The organism is Aerosakkonema funiforme FACHB-1375, assembly GCF_014696265.1.
Classification (GTDB): domain Bacteria; phylum Cyanobacteriota; class Cyanobacteriia; order Cyanobacteriales; family Aerosakkonemataceae; genus Aerosakkonema; species Aerosakkonema funiforme_A.
Genome location: NZ_JACJPW010000148.1, coordinates 1 through 17,242, shown reverse-complemented (window position 1 = coordinate 17,242; position 17,242 = coordinate 1). Strand labels below are relative to the sequence as shown.

At 44.9% G+C, this 17,242-nt stretch carries 10 protein-coding genes and 1 pseudogene; 3 read left to right on the top strand and 8 right to left on the bottom strand.

The window, feature by feature from the left end:
* Window positions 1-100: 100 nt before the first annotated feature.
* The 3 genes from H6G03_RS33625 to H6G03_RS33615 are packed head-to-tail and all read right to left on the bottom strand — an operon-like array spanning window position 101 to window position 4,082.
* Window positions 101-775, bottom strand: a complete 675-nt coding sequence (locus H6G03_RS33625) for an SH3 domain-containing protein (protein ID WP_190474623.1) — start codon at window positions 773-775, stop codon at window positions 101-103.
* The gene (locus tag H6G03_RS33620) at window positions 772-1,824 is read right to left on the bottom strand and encodes an AAA family ATPase (protein WP_242057010.1); all 1,053 of its coding nucleotides are present in this window, start codon (window positions 1,822-1,824) and stop codon (window positions 772-774) included. The genes H6G03_RS33625 and H6G03_RS33620 overlap by 4 nt, the downstream gene beginning before the upstream one ends.
* Window positions 1,825-1,856: 32 nt before the next feature.
* A complete protein-coding gene (locus H6G03_RS33615) occupies window positions 1,857-4,082 on the bottom strand; it encodes a dynamin family protein (RefSeq protein WP_190474621.1) in 2,226 nt (741 codons plus the stop codon).
* Window positions 4,083-4,334: 252 nt separating this feature from the next.
* Here H6G03_RS33615 and H6G03_RS33610 point away from each other — a divergent pair, with 252 nt between their 5' ends.
* A complete protein-coding gene (locus H6G03_RS33610; protein WP_190474619.1) occupies window positions 4,335-4,487 on the top strand; it encodes a hypothetical protein in 153 nt (50 codons plus the stop codon).
* A gap of 126 nt (window positions 4,488-4,613) precedes the next feature.
* Here the strand turns inward: H6G03_RS33610 and H6G03_RS33605 are convergent, their stop codons facing one another.
* The 5 genes from H6G03_RS33605 to H6G03_RS33585 form a co-directional block, all read right to left on the bottom strand.
* Window positions 4,614-5,321, bottom strand: a complete 708-nt coding sequence (locus H6G03_RS33605) for a hypothetical protein (RefSeq protein WP_190474616.1) — start codon at window positions 5,319-5,321, stop codon at window positions 4,614-4,616.
* Between the two features lie 152 nt (window positions 5,322-5,473).
* On the bottom strand, window positions 5,474-6,082 hold the full coding sequence (locus H6G03_RS33600; protein WP_190474614.1) for a Uma2 family endonuclease: 609 nt from the start codon (window positions 6,080-6,082) through the stop codon (window positions 5,474-5,476).
* 66 nt (window positions 6,083-6,148) lie between these two features.
* Window positions 6,149-7,432 carry a hypothetical protein gene (locus H6G03_RS33595; protein ID WP_190474612.1) on the bottom strand — a complete coding sequence of 428 codons (1,284 nt, stop codon included), beginning with the start codon at window positions 7,430-7,432 and terminating at the stop codon, window positions 6,149-6,151.
* Window positions 7,433-7,490: 58 nt separating this feature from the next.
* Window positions 7,491-8,138 carry a 4Fe-4S single cluster domain-containing protein gene (locus tag H6G03_RS33590; RefSeq protein ID WP_190474610.1) on the bottom strand — a complete coding sequence of 216 codons (648 nt, stop codon included), beginning with the start codon at window positions 8,136-8,138 and terminating at the stop codon, window positions 7,491-7,493.
* Window positions 8,139-8,245: 107 nt separating this feature from the next.
* Complete coding sequence (locus tag H6G03_RS33585) at window positions 8,246-13,858, bottom strand: LamG-like jellyroll fold domain-containing protein (RefSeq protein ID WP_190474608.1); 5,613 nt, start codon at window positions 13,856-13,858, stop codon at window positions 8,246-8,248.
* A gap of 498 nt (window positions 13,859-14,356) precedes the next feature.
* On the opposite strand from H6G03_RS33585, the gene H6G03_RS39070 reads away from it, so the two are divergent.
* Window positions 14,357-16,945: a LamG-like jellyroll fold domain-containing protein gene (locus tag H6G03_RS39070; RefSeq protein WP_190474606.1), complete on the top strand. Its 2,589-nt coding sequence runs from the start codon at window positions 14,357-14,359 to the stop codon at window positions 16,943-16,945.
* Between the two features lie 196 nt (window positions 16,946-17,141).
* Window positions 17,142-17,242: pseudogene (locus H6G03_RS38460) on the top strand (transposase); the annotation flags it as partial.

The following is a 17,242-nucleotide window of genomic DNA, read 5'->3' as shown; positions in this document are numbered from 1 at the left end:
TGTCAATTTTTACAATACATTTGTACTATCCGTGGGTAGCGATCGCACTCCTGCAAGTGCCTTAACAAAAGTTCATACAGTGTCGATTACTTTTGTCCGACTACTTAATTGCCGATGATAAATTTATAAATAAATCCTTATTTTCAGTTACTTTCTGCCAATTTTCTGCATCTACAAGACGGGATAGAGAACGCCAGATCCCTGCTTTTTTGAGAGTTTCACCCTCTACAATTCCTGTCACAACTACGATAGCTCCTTGTCGATCGGGCAAACGGTATAGATCCAGTTCTTCTGCTAATTGGTATCTAAGGCTTTGGGAATTTTTACCGATTTTTCTAGTTTTATCTGGCAGTCGATCGCCTGCTTTTCCTCTGTTACTCAGTGCTTTTATTTGCTGCCATGCAACTTTGAAACCTGGGAGATCGTCGCAAGGGATAACAGCGCGATCGATTACATCTAAAAAACCTCGATCTTTTCGCAAGGCGCAAGCAGCAAGCATCCGCAAAAATGCTTCATCAGGACTTTTACCGATCCAGACTACAGAATTAAATATTTCCCGACCCTGAAAATCAACGCCTCGCCTTGTTGCTAGGCCAAAAATAAGTAATATTAATTCTTCTCTGTATTTGGCTATAACAATTGAAGGATAATTTTTTTGCCTTAAGCTATCCACACAATCAAGTAAAGGAGGTTTAATCTGTTGGTTATCATCGCGCAGCCAAATATAGTCATGGTTTGGAGATGCTCCACAACTTTGGACATATATTTGCATCATCTCCTCCCGCATCTACTCATATTTAACCATCCTTCTTCGTCTTGCAAAATTGCAAAACCACCTGTTGTTTTGCAATTTTTGGCAAATTCAATAGCTGCTTCCTTAAAAGCAATATCTTCAAAAATATCTCCCAGCGCTTTGCGGAGATATTTCCAAATTACAAAACGCTGTTCTAGGTGAATTTTGAGCAAAAATCGCAATAAATATCGCAGCGGTTGTTCGCAGTCTCTGGGCGCATAAGTGGCCGTATTAGTTTTCCGAAAATAAAACTGTGGATATGGGTGTCCGTTGAGGTTTTGAACTTTTATTCTGGAAAATTCTACATTTCCTAATGTTTGGATAGGTGTCACAACTGCCACCACATGGTAACGTAAATTCGGCTTATCGAAAAACTCAATCAGAGAACTATATCCCTCGTGAACCCGATTTAGTAAATTGGCCGGATATTGCCGCATATACTTTTCGCATTTGAGCGGAACGAAGATCACCAGCCGTGGCTCTTTTAAATTTTGGTAAGCCGTTTTAAAGTAATCGGTTACTAGATTCGGCTTGTTAATTAGATCGTGCCATCGTCCGTCTTCTTCCATGAGAGCAGGTGCATCAATAGCAATTAGCACAATCCCGCACTCATCAAGAAGGTTTGTGACGGATTCTATATCGGAGATTAAATCCTTGCCTGGAAAATCTTTAAAAAAAAGTTTTACCGATGCGTCCATACCTGCCTTGACAAGGCTGAACTCAAAATCTTGAGTTTCTGTAGTACCCTTAATCCCTCCTCTTGCCTCCAGCTCATCTTGGTTATCGAAACAGCTTTTCAGCTCGGCTCTCTTATCCTGCATAATTAATGAAGTTTTCAACTCCGGTCGCAGCATTAACACAGTTTTTTGGGTAGTTCTGTCGAACTGCTCGGACATAGCGGTCAGCAAGCTGGTTTTCCCGACTCCCCTGGGGCCAAACACAGTGATTTTAATTTTTCTGGGGCCTTCTATCGGTTTTTGGAACAGCTCTTTAGCGGACTGGAAAAAGTTTTTGTGTTGAGATGCACTCATATCCTTTTCATTCCTTATTTTAAGATGATATTTCAAAATCCAGGCTCTGATGCGATCGCTTCTTCTACACGCTTGACTAACTCTAGCCACTTCTGACGCTGACGAGTATTTTCACCCAATGCTTCAAACTCAGACGACCAGATTATGGCTCGCTCTGCTTGCAGAAAAATCCGCCATCCATCTTTAACCCCTTTGGCACGCAATACTCGATCTACAAACTCCTCTACAATCGCATAAGAAGCTTGACTGGGCTCATTAAGTAACTGCTTCAGAGCTTGTTTGCAATCGTACAACACTTCATCATAAAGTGTACTGAGAAAATTATATATTTGCTTGGCAGAGAAAGGTTGGCACAGTTGAGGAGCTTTGTCCGGCATTAGCTTGTCTAGCTGTTTCCTAATCCGGTGCTGAATCACTTCTCGGTAAGAAAGATTAAATTCAGACAGTATTTGAAATCCCAGCTTAATGTCTTGCAGTTTTTCGTTTCCCAATTCGTTATTCTCTTGCTTTGGCAGTCTATCCGCAATTGCCACTATTAATTCTGCGCCTCGAACTTCTGTCCCCGTTAGCTTTCCTAAGCGTCCTTGTTCTGCTAACACGTCTGCCACCTTAGACTTGACATTTTCAATAGATATTTTTAACCCTTTATCTAGAGAAAGAAATTGCCGCGATAAGTGAGTCCGAACTTCATTGAGACACATAGTATAGACAGCCTGATAACCCCCTAAGCTAGCACGTAACTGTTCTATTTCCGCTTCTGATGGAATACCGGGGTTATTTTGGCAACTTTCGATGACAGCGTTGACTAGCTCGCTAAAGTCAGAATTGGGAGTATCGCGCTCCTCAGCAAGGGTATCCAACAAATTTTCGAGTGTCGCGGAAAGCTGATTCCACAACTCATTAAATAAATTGATGAATACTGGGAACCAAACATCATGGGATTCTCCTTGCCCCAAAGTTATTTTAGCTTTCTGCACTAAAATCTTGATTTTACTTCGGAGTTGGTTAATACTATCCCGGCGAACAGAGGCGTACTGTTTATCCAGTGAAGTCATTTCACTGGTAAGGTAGTCAAGGATCGGATCGAGAATTTTTGCATTTACCTCTTCGGTATTTTGGCAATTGGCGATCGCGCAATCTACTACGTTGATGTGAACATCAGCGATTGTACGTTGGAGATATTCGCAGTTTTTAAGGTTGTCATTGACTGGTAATTCAGAAACTATCCGATTCAGAACCATAAAAGACCATTTTTCTATTGGTAACTCAACCAAAGCAGTACGCACTTTATCGTATATCCCAACATGGTCATCGATATCCCAATACGCACCTGTTGGATTTGGTAGGCGCATGAACAGGACAAAATCAACATCTTCGCCCAGTGCTTTGACTAACCTTTCTTCGTCTCCAACAGTGGTATTCCCCAAACCTGGCATATCGACTAGCGCGATTTGTCCAACATCGTCTTGAGGAAAATTACAAGTAACTCTAGCTTCTCTGACTGCTACATAATTATAGATAGGCTTACCAGCCAAGTTATGCTGTGCCACGTATTCCCTAATTTCCGCAGCCGAAATTGTTCGGGGTGAGGGAGAGCGTAAGAAATGCCGATATTGCTTGATATTTTTGTGGTATTCTTGCAATTTTTTATGTTTAGACTCAAATTCCGAAATGTTTTTCAGGTGATGTGGTAATTCCGGAAGAGGAGCTGCTGCCGCAAATTCATCAAGCGTACAAGGGCGCTTACTGAGAGAAAGTTCTGTATAATACAATGCAATAACTTCATCGAAAAAAGAGCGCTCTGTGTAAAACCAGACTTCACCATAAGTTTCCACATTCGGATCGTGGCGAATAATCACCTTGACTCCTGTGCAGTGTTGGCGATCGCTAGTTGGTATTTCTTCTGCGGAAAGTCCTGATAAACTTCGTAATAAAGTACTCTTGCCTTCTCTTGCTTTTCCCACTACCCCAATGTTGAGGGTATCCCGAAGAAAGCGATTTTTTAGCTTACTAAGCGCTTTTAATTCCAATTGAATATCACTGATAATATCTGGGATATTAATTTGTGAAAATTCTTTCAATTCCGAGCATACTCTTTGATCATCAATTTGTTCTACAAGCTCATCACAGTAGCTTTTTAGATCGCGCAGCACTTCTTCGTAAAAATTCAGTTTCGCTTCCTCAACCGCTATTTTATGAGCGTAAGGTTTGCGGTTTTGAATAATGCTAGCAATTCGTGCAGATCTGGGCGTGTCCATTGATAGAGCAATGTACGTAACGGCTTTGTTTAATAGAATACCTGTTTCAAACTACATATAACACCGTATCCCAGAAGTAGGTTTTATACCAAAAATGAGTGTTCGATCTACATATTTCACTAAAAATTTACATAAATTAATCAGCAGTAATTAGACCAAACTTATCCTTTGATAATTTTGGTCGGATCTCCCAAAATTGGGATTAGAAATATTGAACCGTAGCTAAATGCAGATGAACCACACATTCTAAATGTGCAGGTCACCTATCCAACTTTTGAGATTCAGTTTCAGAGAAAAGTATTCGGCATTGCAGAATTCTTTTCGCTTGAAACCATTACCCAGTGCGGCTTTGCCAATGTCGGTCAGTCGCCCCAAAGGAGTAATATAGATGCCACCCTGATGTAGCCTAGATTTAAGGCTGTGTTTTATTCAAAAATATTTTAGGGTATTTTTTGTAAGTTCGGCGATCGACTGCGTAACAGTTTGTTTGTTTTCTCTGAAATTAATACAGCTTGTAAGTTAAAGAAATATTTACAACACTTTACCTTGCAACTTTATGCAGTCAATGGCGTGCCATCCATAAAGTCCTCCTGATGTTGTAATTGATAGGATATGTTTGCCTTGAGCGAGCCCAACCATAGGAATTTGGTTTTGCTTAAGCAGCCCTTGTTGCGAACCGGGAACTTTCGTCAACAGTTGCCCATTTATAAATAAGTTATCCTCTTCTAAACCAAAGCGATCGTACAATAACACCAATTCTCCAAAAGCATAATTGCGCTTGACAGTAAAAATGATATTAAGTTGGGCGGTTGTCAGCGGTCTGACATATGGCAAAATTGCAGGTACGCCAATCCAACCGGGCATTTGGGGGCGAGCGGTCGAATTGGGGTCTCTCTCCACATCGTAGTTAAATATCTGAATTCCGCCGCCTGTCTGGGGAAATTCCTGCACTCCAGGAGTGCCAATTTGCCAGAGAGTTTCCCACTTTACTTCTTGAGGTTTGTTGGTTTGACCCGATCCAGTTTCATCTTTATCGCCATTCTGAGGACTGGGCGTTTTTCCCCAAACAGAATGCCGCAAAGCAGCCATAAAAGCGGCCCGCTTCTGTCGCTCTTCCAGCCAAACTCGCTGCTGATGCGATCGCGTTTCCTCTAGAAAGCTAGCAACCGACTGTTGACGTTGGCGAAATTCTTGATGACGTTGCATTTGCTGGGCGTACCATTGTTCTGCGAGAGACATCACTTCGTCTCCTTTACTTTAGTGCAACTTGGGATCGGCCATTGCGGTGGGCATTGCCCACCCTACGGCTGCTCTGACAAACTGCGACGGCGCGATCGCTCTCCTGTGGGTAACTTCTGAAAATATAATACAGCAAAACAGTATTATACTACTTACTGTGCTGCTGCGAAGACTTGGCCTGTTGGCAATCGCAGCTCTGGAAAGATTGAGGAAACAAGCAAATCGCCCGCTCGGAACAATTGTTTTTGATACTCATCTTCAACCAGAGTACAAATTGTGATAGTTGGCTGTTTGGGTTTACCGATGTACTCTTTTCCACCAATACCAAGATAATCTACGATCCAATACTCAGGTATGCCTAACTCTGCATAATCCTCGGCCTTACGGGCATAATCATTTTGCCAGTTTGTACTGACGACTTCAACGACAAGTTTAATGGAAGCTCCCAAAGCAATTACAGGTTCTTGTTGCCACAACGGTTCATTGACTAATTGAGTGCGATCCAACACAATTACATCAGGACGAAAAGCTGTTGCCGTTCCTAGCAGTTTAACGAGACATCGGTGTGGGATAAAGTAAGTCGCATCGAGACGGTCAATCTCCACATTTAGCTTTCGCCCAATAAAAGCTGCTACTTGTTCGTGCGGTCCAGTCGGTTCCAAATTAATTAACTCCCCATCAATTAGCTCATAACGAGGGTTATTACCATACTCCGTCAGGAACTCATCGACAGTTATAAGTTTCGGGGCTGATTTAACCATCGTACTTACTGCTCGCGATCGTACATTCAAATCTATTTTCTGGCAAAAAGGCTGTTGAGTCGATCGTTACAAACTGCGACGGCGCGATCGCTCTCCTCTCGGCAACTGTTCCGCTTGACGGAGGATGCGATTGGGGTCTTTCCCCTGCCAGAGAACTTCACCCATTTTGACACCAAATTTGTTCTCTAAGGCAGCGTGCATCTCCGTCAGCACCTGTTCCGCTTCGTCACACACAGCAGCCGCATTGCCATCAACTGTAGCTACGCTCTGCTTCGCATAGCCGTCTACATCGTAAAACACCTGTCCGGCGATGGGGACGCTGACGCTAATTCCTTTACCGGTATTGGTAGTGGCTCCCAGGATTGTAGCGCTAGCGGGGTGATTGGGATGTTCCGGTTGATGAAAGGTAATGCTGAAACCCATTGCCTGCAATGTCTGTGCAATGCTATCGGCAATGTAATCGCGTCGTTCTGCCTGCATCTGAGCTGTGTTGGCGTTCTCTATAATTGTTTGCGAGTGACGACGACTTTCGCTTAAGTAAGCGATTACTTCTTTGATTTGACCTTGTGCGATCGCTTGTTGAGCTAGACTTATCTGATTTTCCAGTTCTTTTACCGCTCCCCCTTGCCAGCGCATCACAACCGGATCGGCCTTCAAACCGGCCAAAATGACCTGAAGTTCTGACAATTGCCGATTTGCCTGTATTTGTAGGTGTCGCGAGTCTGTTTTTCCGTGAACAATTTGACGGACGTGCTTCTGAACAAGAGCAGTTGCTTCTGTCAGAGGTCGGCGCACCGCCGCCGGGTCGCCCGTTGCGATCGCATCCCGCACTTTTTGAAATACGCTGCGTACCTGTTGGCGACCCGCCGGATCGAATTTCATCGCTTCCGCATCGGGTGTTTGCGCCACTCGCCGTTCTAATTCTTGCAGTTCAAATAACTGTCGATCGATATCCGCTTGTCGTCTTTTTTCTTCCTCATCCCGCCGCTTGCGTTGCAATGCCTCTTGGAATGCCTGTTCGATTTTGACCAATTCTTCTGATATCGATAGCAGTTGGATTTCTGACGTTGCTTGCGCGATCGGCTCTAATTGATTCTGACAGCGAGATTGCAATATTATTGCTTCTTGCGGATAAAGATTTGCCCACTGCCACTGCATATCAGAGAGCAACACATTTACCCGTACTTGAGTTTGGGAACGAGACATTTCCAATTGCCGCTGTCGCTCTTGCTCTTCCGCTTCCTGTCTTCGTTTTGCTTCTGCTTCAGCTCGCCGCTGACGTTCTGCTGCTAAAATTTTTTGCTTCCACTCAGCAATTTCTGCCTCTGAAAATTTGGGACTGCCACTCATAAGAATTTTAGATTTTAGATTTTGGATTTTGGATTTTAGATTTTAGTTGTTTTGACTTTTATATGGTAATGCCATGTTGCTGCATTCGGGCGGCAAACTCCTCTCGAAAGCCTTTTTTAGCAGGAACGCCAGTAAAGTAGAACGCGCCTGTAAGATCGACTGCGAATTGCATCCCAGCCGATCGATCGCCCATTGCCAATTCTGCCATTAAAACTTGCTCGTATCGATCGCTCAGCAACAACAATCGCTGATTGCTAGACCCCCGCCACAATAAGTCCTCATGCTTTGATTCGATATAAGTCCCATCAACAAGCAAATCGATGCGATCGAGCAAAGACTTCTGCGCCTCTGTTCCCTGCTGTTGCAGTTGTTCCCAACGGTAGCCCGTGTAGCACATTACACCCAAATCTTTAGACCGACGAACTGTGTCAATTAAACTCACCAAAGCTGCTGCTTGACGCATCGGTTCCCCACCAGAAAGCGTAATTCCCTCAATATCCGGTTGCGCGAGAATCCATTCTGCCAATTCTTCCAGGACGATCGTTTCTCCACCTGCTTCATCCCAGGATTCTGGAACTATACAGCCCGCACAAGCAAACTCGCACCCCTGTACCCAAATTACCGCCCGTTTGTATGGCCCCAACACCGTTACGGGAGACTGACGCCGAAAAATCTGTAAGCAATCTTTTCTACTGGTATAAATCATTATTTGATTGCAATAAAGAGGTTGAACGGTTATGACTTGTCAATCTCCAAAAATTCTTGTGGGGTAGGCATCCTGCCTGCCGAGAGAGATTCTTTTGGAGGAGATATCTATTGAACTTGAAAAATGTAGGTAGCACCAACTCGTCTGAAATTTGACGTATCTGCCCACGAAGCAGTTACAAAAATCCACTCCCGATCGATCGCAGTACAGAAACCGAAGTAGCTTTCGTAATGCAAATCGCTAGGTTGCAGTTTTTGTTTTTGCTGCCAAACTCCATTTTCTAAGTGGAAAAGATAGGCAGCACCAGTATCTTTAAAGTTAATAGAATCGGCACGGGTTGAACCAACAATCGCAACTTCGCCGCTCATAAATACAGATGCACCGAAAAAGCTGCAATAATCGGGGCTATTAGGTTGCAGTTTCTGTTTTAGCTGCCAAACTCCGTTTTCCAATTGATAAGCATAGACAGTTCCCGCACTGGAAATATGGGAGACGATCGTATTAACTGCCCCCACAAAAGCGTATTTTCCACTAACAGCAACAGAGTAGCCAAACAAATCGTTATCATCTGGTTGTGGAGATGGCAGTTTCTGTACTTGTTGCCACACATTGTTCTCCAGACGGTAAATATAAACACCTCCCGGACGTTTGATACCTGCTGATGCGTAGCGATCGCCTCCGCCAATAAAAGCATATTCTCCACTGATGGCGATCGAATGACCGAAGCATTGATTGATGCCTAAGTCAACTGGTTGGAGCCTTTGTTTTTGCCGCCACACCCCATTTTCCAATCGGAAAACATAGGCAGCACCTGCATTTGCAACATCAAAAGCTTGACTGTGGGATGCGCCGATCATCGCCCACTCTCCACTGATGGCTATTCCCTTACCGAAGTTAGAATTGACACCTAAACCAGTTGCTTGCAGCTTCTGTTTTTGCTGCCATACCCCGTTTTCCAATCGGAAAACATAGGCAGATCCAGCATCTTGAATACCGGAAGCATCGGCTTTGTGTGCGCCGACAATCGCCCACTCCCCGCGAATAGCCACAGCGCAGCCAAATTGATCGCCGACACCCAAATCGATCGGCTGTAGCAATTGTTTTTGCTGCCACTTCCGATCCTGCAATTGGAAAATATAAGCAATCCCAGCATCTTGAACGCCCACTCCATCAGCTTTGCGCGATCCTGCGATCGCCCATTCTCCACTAATAGCAACCTCTTCCCCAAAATACGATTCGCTCTTCAAATCCATAGGTTGCAGTTTCTCCACTTCTTGACACCCATTCTTAGGAGTCACCCCTAGTTGCTCTTGCTCTTCTAGCCCAGAATTTTTCTTCTCTAACTCAGCAATTTTTTGCTCCAGTTCCGAAATTTTCTGGTCGCGATCGGCAATTTTCTGCTCCTGCTCTGAGTTGTTCTGTTTGAGTTGTGAATTTTCTTTTTCCAGTTGAGAATTTTTCTGCTCCTGCTCGGCAATCTTCTTCGACAATTCCGAATTTTTCTTCTTTTGTTCCGAGTTCTTTTGTTTGAGTTGAGAATTTTCTTGTGCCATTGCCGAATTTTTATTCTCCAATTCCAAAATTTTCTGTGCTTGCTGAGAATTCTGCTGTTCGAGTTCCGTAACTTTTTGCGACTGCTGAGAATTCTGCTGTTCGAGTTGAGTTACTTTCTGCACCTGCTGAGAATTTTGCTGTTCGAGTTCCGTAACTTTTTGCGCCTGTTGAGAATTCTGCTGTTCGAGTTCCGTAACTTTTTGCGACTGCTGAGAATTCTGTTGTTCGAGTTCCGTAACTTTCTGCGCCTGCTGAGAATTCTGCTGTTCGAGTTCCGTAACTTTCTGCGCCTGTTGAGAATTCTGTTGTTCGAGTTCAGTAACTTTTTGCGCCTGCTGAGAATTCTGCTGTTCGAGTTCCGTAACTTTCTGCGCCTGTTGAGAATTCTGTTGTTCGAGTTCAGTAACTTTCTGCGCTTGCTGAGAATTCTGTTGTTCGAGTTCAGTAACTTTCTTAGTCTGCGCGGAATTCTGCTGTTCGAGTTCAGTAACTTTTTGCGACTGCTGAGAATTCGGCTGTTCGAGTTGAGTTACTTTCTGCACCTGCTGAGAATTTTGCTGTTCGAGTTCCGTAACTTTTTGCGCCTGTTGAGAATTTTGCTGTTCGAGTTGAGTTACTTTCTGCGCTTGCTGAGAATTTTGCTTCTCTAGTTCAGTAATTTTCTGTTTTTGCTCAGAAATCTGCTTTTCTAGTTCCGCAATCTTCTGTTGCATCTCCGAAGTTTTCTTTTCTTCCTCAGAGATTTTCTCTGCCACTTCCAGCGGTTTAGGCTCACCCAGAACTTCATTGGTAAAAAATAGTTGTCGCTCCCAAATATCTAAAGCAAAATCCCTCAGTCCGATTCCATAGCCAGGGTTAACTCTGTTGTAGATTATATTGCCACCTTCATCCAAAGGCCAATAACCAACCAATCCTGCTTCATTTCCCACCAAACGGCGGTGCATATTGGCCTTAATTTCCTCCTGAGAGCAAGCACGATCCCAGAAGCTCATATAGCTAATTTGACCGAAGAAATTTTTATTGTCCTTGGTTACTTTTGTTTCTGGACATGATTGTGCCCCAAGAACTAAAGGTATTATTCCTAGATAAAATTCAGCGCCGATCGATCTCCTGTGAAAATCTTCTGGAGTAGGTTTAGTTGCAAACAGTTCGCCATTGCGGTAAAAGTTCAATTCCTTGCCCCGGTTAACCCAAGCGATATGAACCCATTTATTTGGAGCTTCAAAAAAGTTATTCAAAAACTCAGCATAAATCTTTTTTGGTTTGACAGTATTTTCCGTGTTGCCCGATGGAATAGTGAAGTACAAAGCATTATTATTTGGCCCAACAAACAATGAAGGTTTGACATAAATACCCATTAATCCGTAAAAATTACCATCATTGAGAACTAAAGGGTTGACCCAGAAACTGATCGTAAATTCCTCATTGTTTTGCGCGGTACTCCGCCGGAATGGATCTGTTAACCTTATATAAAAATTATGCTTATGCACGCTCAAAACAGATTGCAAATAATCCGATTCGGAAATTTGCGGCCAAATTGCTCCGTCAATCCTACCATGTTTGCCATTACTGGTTTTATCAAAAACGCGATTTTCACTTCCTTCATTTAAAGGCCAATAACCCACCAGTCCCGTTTCGTTACCCGCCAAACGGCGATTCATATCTTGTTGCAACTCTTCTGCTTTCCTGGCGCGGTTCCAAACGCGCACTTCCGCTATCCGACCGTCAAAATAACCATCTCCCGAACCGTGACTTTTACCGATATAGTTCTGGGTCCGATTCAGACTTTCCGGTAGGTGCATTTTTCCCGATTTAATTTCTTGACCGTTTTTGTAGAGTTTCCCATTTCCGGAAGCATCGACTGTGGCAGCTAGGTGCATCCATTTCCCTGTTTCCAGCACTTTGTCGGCTGTAATTCTTTGCTCGGTTTTACCGCGTTTGATATCTAAAGCCAGAGTATCTGTCGATTCGACATTTGCAAACACTATCTTATCTGTGTTAGTTGGCAGGTTAAAGAAATCGATAATGCGCGACCAAGATTTGAAACTGTTGTAATATACCCAGGCTTCGACTGTAAAACCCTGTGCATAATCAACATTCATTTCTGGCAATACAATATGGTCGTTTTGCCCATCAAAGTAAAGGGCTGTTTTGATGAATTTTTCATTCTTTATTGCGGTAAAATCGTCCCTGCTAATGAGAGCAAGCTTGTTAAATACTTGGCGCTCCCAAGTGGCTTTTGTAATTTTGCCTGTCTCGCCATTCTTCGCCAGGTTTGTTGCTGTATCTCCAGCGCCTTCATGTAAAGGCCAGTAGCCCAGCAATCCCGGCTCATTGGCTGGATTGGCAGACATATATTTTTGAATTTCTTTTTCGCTGAGCGCTCTATCCCAGACTTGAACTTCCGCAACGGTGCCATTGAAATATTTGGCAGAGTTGAGATCTTTGCCTATACAGAAAGCGCTATTACTGGCATCAATTTTTTGAGTAGCTTGGCCCATGTTTCCAGCGAATTTTCCATTAATATATAAACAAGTTAATTTGCCATCAAAAGTGCCTGCATAATGATTCCACTGGGTAATGTCTATCTCCGGTGTAATCTTAAGAGATTTCCAACCGCCGCAATAAATAGAAAAAACGAGCGTTTTTCCCCCAGCTTCGGGATGCAAACTGTAAGCATTTTGTTTTTCGATTAAGCATCCACTTTCGTTCCAATTGGGCGTGTTGCTTTTTACCCAGACTGATACTGTAACAGCGTCAGTTGGATTGCTATGGGCTGGGACTTCCACATAACTATTCTTGCCATTAAAATTCAGGCAAGGTAGGCTCAAATACTGTTGAGTACGCAGGATGCGATCGACTGGTTTGAGGAAGTATTGCTGACCCCAGGTTGCTTGGTTAATTATACCGTTATTGGCACGCGCCGTTTTATCTTTTGCTGTATCGCCGGAGCCTTCATTCAAAGGCCAATAACCGACTAATCCCAGTTCGACTCCAAATAAGCGATCGTACACGGCATCTTTGATTTCTACTGGCGATCGAGCGTAATTCCAGACCGCAACTTCCGCAATTTCACCTTGCCAAAAATTATCGACTTTTCCGATCCAATAGCTGCTATCACTTTTGGTATAAACGGTTTCTGGTGCTGGCTTAGTATCAAACAGTTCGCCATTACGGTAAAATTTGTACTCGGTTCCCTGTTTGACCCAAGTAATATGTACCCATCGCTCTTGAGTTTCAAAGAATTTCTCTAAAGGCGCGTTATAACGCTTACCTGCCTCATCGTAAGAGTCGTAATGCAGCCCAGAATTATTTGGCGCTAACCACAACCCAGGTTTGCGATATTTATCTTTATCATAACCGATCAATCCATGCCATCCTCCATCATTAAGGACGGAAGGTTTGACCCAAAGAGAAATAGTAAATTCCTGATTATTTTCAAACGGATCTTGGATTTGTATGGAATTCAAACGAAAAGAAAGGAGGTTTTGCGGGTAGGAGAACGGATCTTTAGTTGGGAAAAAGATTTCGTTATACCAGGTCGCTCCGTTAATTTTGCCTGTCTTACTAACTGTATCGCCCTTGCCTTCATTTAAAGGCCAATAACCCACCAGTCCTGCGACTTTACCCTCCAAACGCCGATGCAGATCGTTTTGCAGTTCTTCTGCTGTGCGGGCGCGTTTCCACAAGCGAACTTCCGCTATTTTGCCATCAAAATAAGGATCGTTCACCCAGTTACTGCGGGCAATATAATTAATACTTCGATTTACGTTTGGAGGTAATTGAATTGTTCCGGCTTGGATTTCTTGGCCATTCTTGTAGAGTTTCCCATTCCCGGAGGCATCAACTGTCGCCGCCAAGTGCATCCATTCGCCAATTTCTAGAGCTTTCTCGGCTACAATTTGTTGGGATGTGGAACCTTTCTTGATGTCTAATACCAGTGCATTCGTGCCATTTAGTATATAACCAAATACAATATTATTTTTACTAGGCCCGTTCCCGAAATCAATTACTCGCGACGCATTTTTGAAACTGTTGTAAAATACCCAAGCTTCGATTGTAAAACCCTGTGAATAATCAATCTTCATTTCGGGCAATACTATATGGTCGTCTTGCCCATCAAATTTGAGGACATAAGGCAAGTAGTTCGGGATCTCTTTTTGCATAGTCTGTCAAACTCCTATTTGTGGATAGATAACTGGCTGAATGACTAAAACTTCGCTCTGTATTAAAAGTTACAAATATTGAAAAAATGAATATCAACTTACTAAGACTGTATAAGAGAGAGTATCCCTAGAGCGCAGTTCATTAAGCAATTTTCTGAAATCCAACCTCTTTAGATTATGACGCGATAATTTCGTTATTTATAGCCATAAAAACCAGGTTGATGACGGCAAACAACGAATAATTGACCGATGCTCTAGCTGCATCGAAAAAATATTATCTGCTCTCACATAAGCAAAAGTACTTAGTACTAAATACTGATGAGTTAGCTTGAGCGTAGCAGTTGCGATCGAACATTTAAGTGTGGGTTTTCATCTGAAAATTTTACGTTTTATTGCTCTATTACCTAATTTATATTGATTATGGCATCGACTGGAAGTAGGATTTGATGAAAGGCGATCTGCGATCGCATATTTGCAGTGCTGTAAGGGGAAGAGCAGATGCTGTTTGTCGAAAAGGTTAGGGTTGCAGTTGCAGGCGTCTCTCTCAGCTACCCCCTTGAGACCAAAAAGCGTCCGGCCAACCGTGCGGCAAAGCAGGCAGCGCACTCCCAAACAAAAATGCAGGACACGCCTCCTCCAATTGACTATTTTCCCAACGCTCCTACCTTTGATGGAGTCGATGACAAATTAGATATGCCCTATGCTCCGGAACTGAACCCTGCCAGTTTCACAGTAGAAATGTGGGCAATGGTTCAGGGTGGCAGCGGGTATCAATCTATACTAGCCTCAGTAGGAGGGTCTCCTTTGGAAGGACGCAAAGGCTACCTTTTTTGCGTGACCCCGACACGGCAATGGCAGTTCTGGGTAGGAAACGGGGAACCAAAAGCATTCTGGAAAGTACTGACCGGCCCGCAAATAAAACAGGGTGTTTGGACACATCTAGCAGGAGTGTACGATCGCAGGACTCGCACAATGGCATTCTACGTCAACGGGCGGGAAGTAGGGCGACAGATGGATGTGCAATACCAGCCAAACGATCGCAATCCTACTTACGTCGGCGCTGGTGCGACCGGCCAGGGGACAAGTCCTTGCTTCTTCTGCGGCAAAATCGCAGAAGTTCACGTTTGGGATCGAGTGCTTACCCCCACCGAGATCCAGGCTCTTTCCAATCAGCAGTCGATCGAAGTTAAAGCAGAACCAATTATCGAGACCGACCCAGAGTCAACTTCTGCCGATCGCAATACCCGTCACTTTGCTGCACAACCAACCGCACAACCAAACATACAAACCCAACCAACAGTGACCGGTACAGACTCTTCCTTCCCAAATCAGTCCGGACAGGGGGTTGGTAATGCACCGAACGTCAACCCTACTTGGTCAAATCCGACTATTGAAACCCCCCTGGCGCGATCGTCCCCTCTCGAACAACCCCTCGCAGCCCAGCAACCTACCGCAGACACTTCCGCGCCTGACCCGCAATCGGTACTCTGGCAAATCGGTAAGCCCGGTCAAGGCGGAACGCCAGCGGCCACAGGAGCCTGGACGCTGGTATATAACTATACGATCGGCACAGAATCCGACCCCGTTAATCACCCCACCATACCCTCGTGCCTGGTGCCGACGAATGTAAATACCATTCCCAATTCCACCAGCCAACTCAACATTCACTTTGTCCTGTCAGAAGACTATACTGAAGGACAGTTGGTTCTTTGTTACGATCGCTACGGCTCTGGGGAAGACAACTTATTTCTGGATGGGCAACCCATTGCCAAGACGCCTGGGGCAGAAAGAGGCAAGCTCAAACAAAGTCAAATCCCCTTGGGATTTGTTCAAAAAGGGTCTCATACAATCTCAATTACAACTTCAAACAGTGCCGATAGCGCACACGTAATCGACTATATACAACTCAAAACTCTTAAACCTATGCTTTCCAACCTCACATCCGGACTTTTGTCTTCAGGTAATGCTCAATCAGGAGGCAACCAAGGTTCCCAAGGCTCTCAGGGTCAAGGCGGATTGTTATCTCCCGTCACAGGTGTTTTAGGTCAGGCGACGGGAGCTCTGGGAGGAGTTACCGGACTGGTGGGTGGCTTAACCGGTGGAGAAGGCGGTGGGCCTTTGGGCGCAGTTACCGGACTGGTGGGCGGCTTAGCCGGTGGAGATGGTGGGCCTCTAGGTGCAGTTACCGGACTGGTGGGCGGTTTAACCGGTGGAGATGGTGGGCCTTTGGGTGCAGTCACCGGACTGGTGGGTGGCTTAACCGGCGGAGAAGGCGGGCCTTTGGGCGCAGTCACCGGACTGGTGGGCGGTGTAGCTGGTGGATTGCCCCTGGTAGGCGGATTGGTCGGTGGCGGTGGTGGTGGGGGCGGATTGCCCCTAGTAGGAGATCTGCTCGGTACGGTCGGCGGTGTAGCCGGTGGGTTGCCGCTAGTAGGAGGCGTCGCTAATTCACTCGGCGGTGTAGCTGGTGGATTGCCTTTAGTAGGAGGATTGCTCGGAGGCGGCGGCGGTGCAGGCGGTCGCGGTGGTTCTGCTGGTATGGGGGGACAAGGCGGACAGCTTGTGCCTGGTGCCGCATCTAACCAAGCGATCGTCCAGCTAGCTCAAATACTTTCCCAGATGAATGCCTTGATGGTTCAGATGACTCAAATACTCAATCAACTGGCAGCATCTGCCAATCAATCTGCTGGAGGAGGAATGGTATCGCAGCAACAGCTCGCCCAACTCCAGGCACTCGCAAACGCCTCACCCCAACAGCTAGCTCAACTTCAGGCAATGGGAATGGTATCACCGCAACAGCTAGCTCAACTGCAAGCAATGGGACACCAAGTACCGGGAATGGGTAATGTCTCACCGCAACAGCTAGCTCAACTGCAAGCAATGGGACACCAAGTACCGGGAATGGGTAATGTCTCACCGCAACAGCTAGCTCAACTTCAGGCAATGGGACAGCAAGTGCCGGGAATGGGTAACCTCTCACAGCAACAGCTGGCTCAACTTCAGGCAATGGGACAGCAAGTGCCGGGAATGGGTAACCTCTCACAGCAACAGCTGGCTCAAATGTATCAAAATCAGATGATGCGCTAGGACTCCGCCAAGCTATTTTTGAGGGGTTTAAGAAACCCGGTTTTTCTAAAAAACCGGGTTTCTGACCGAAAAGCGAGACGCAAGCCCCTGGCTTTAGACATGGGGATAAGTCGATAAGCGACTTTAGTCGCCGTCTCGATTTCTGTTTAGACTCGAATTGCGTTAAACTAATTGACGTAGAGGTTTTCCGAGTCAAATGATAGTTTTAGAATTTAAAGCTCAAGGGAAAACAACTCAATACCAAGCCATTGATGAAGCAATTAGGACTGCTCAATTTGTGCGAAATAAATGTCTCCG

Coding starts and splice junctions, on each gene's coding strand:
- H6G03_RS33620 (WP_242057010.1), bottom strand. CDS start 1,824: ATGAGTGCATCTCAACACAAAAACTTTTTCCAGTCCGCTAAAGAGCTG.
- H6G03_RS39070 (WP_190474606.1), top strand. CDS start 14,357: ATGCTGTTTGTCGAAAAGGTTAGGGTTGCAGTTGCAGGCGTCTCTCTC.
- H6G03_RS33605 (WP_190474616.1), bottom strand. CDS start 5,321: ATGTCTCTCGCAGAACAATGGTACGCCCAGCAAATGCAACGTCATCAA.
- H6G03_RS33595 (WP_190474612.1), bottom strand. CDS start 7,432: ATGAGTGGCAGTCCCAAATTTTCAGAGGCAGAAATTGCTGAGTGGAAG.
- H6G03_RS33615 (WP_190474621.1), bottom strand. CDS start 4,082: ATGGACACGCCCAGATCTGCACGAATTGCTAGCATTATTCAAAACCGC.
- H6G03_RS33590 (WP_190474610.1), bottom strand. CDS start 8,138: ATGATTTATACCAGTAGAAAAGATTGCTTACAGATTTTTCGGCGTCAG.
- H6G03_RS33600 (WP_190474614.1), bottom strand. CDS start 6,082: ATGGTTAAATCAGCCCCGAAACTTATAACTGTCGATGAGTTCCTGACG.
- H6G03_RS33625 (WP_190474623.1), bottom strand. CDS start 775: ATGATGCAAATATATGTCCAAAGTTGTGGAGCATCTCCAAACCATGAC.
- H6G03_RS33585 (WP_190474608.1), bottom strand. CDS start 13,858: ATGCAAAAAGAGATCCCGAACTACTTGCCTTATGTCCTCAAATTTGAT.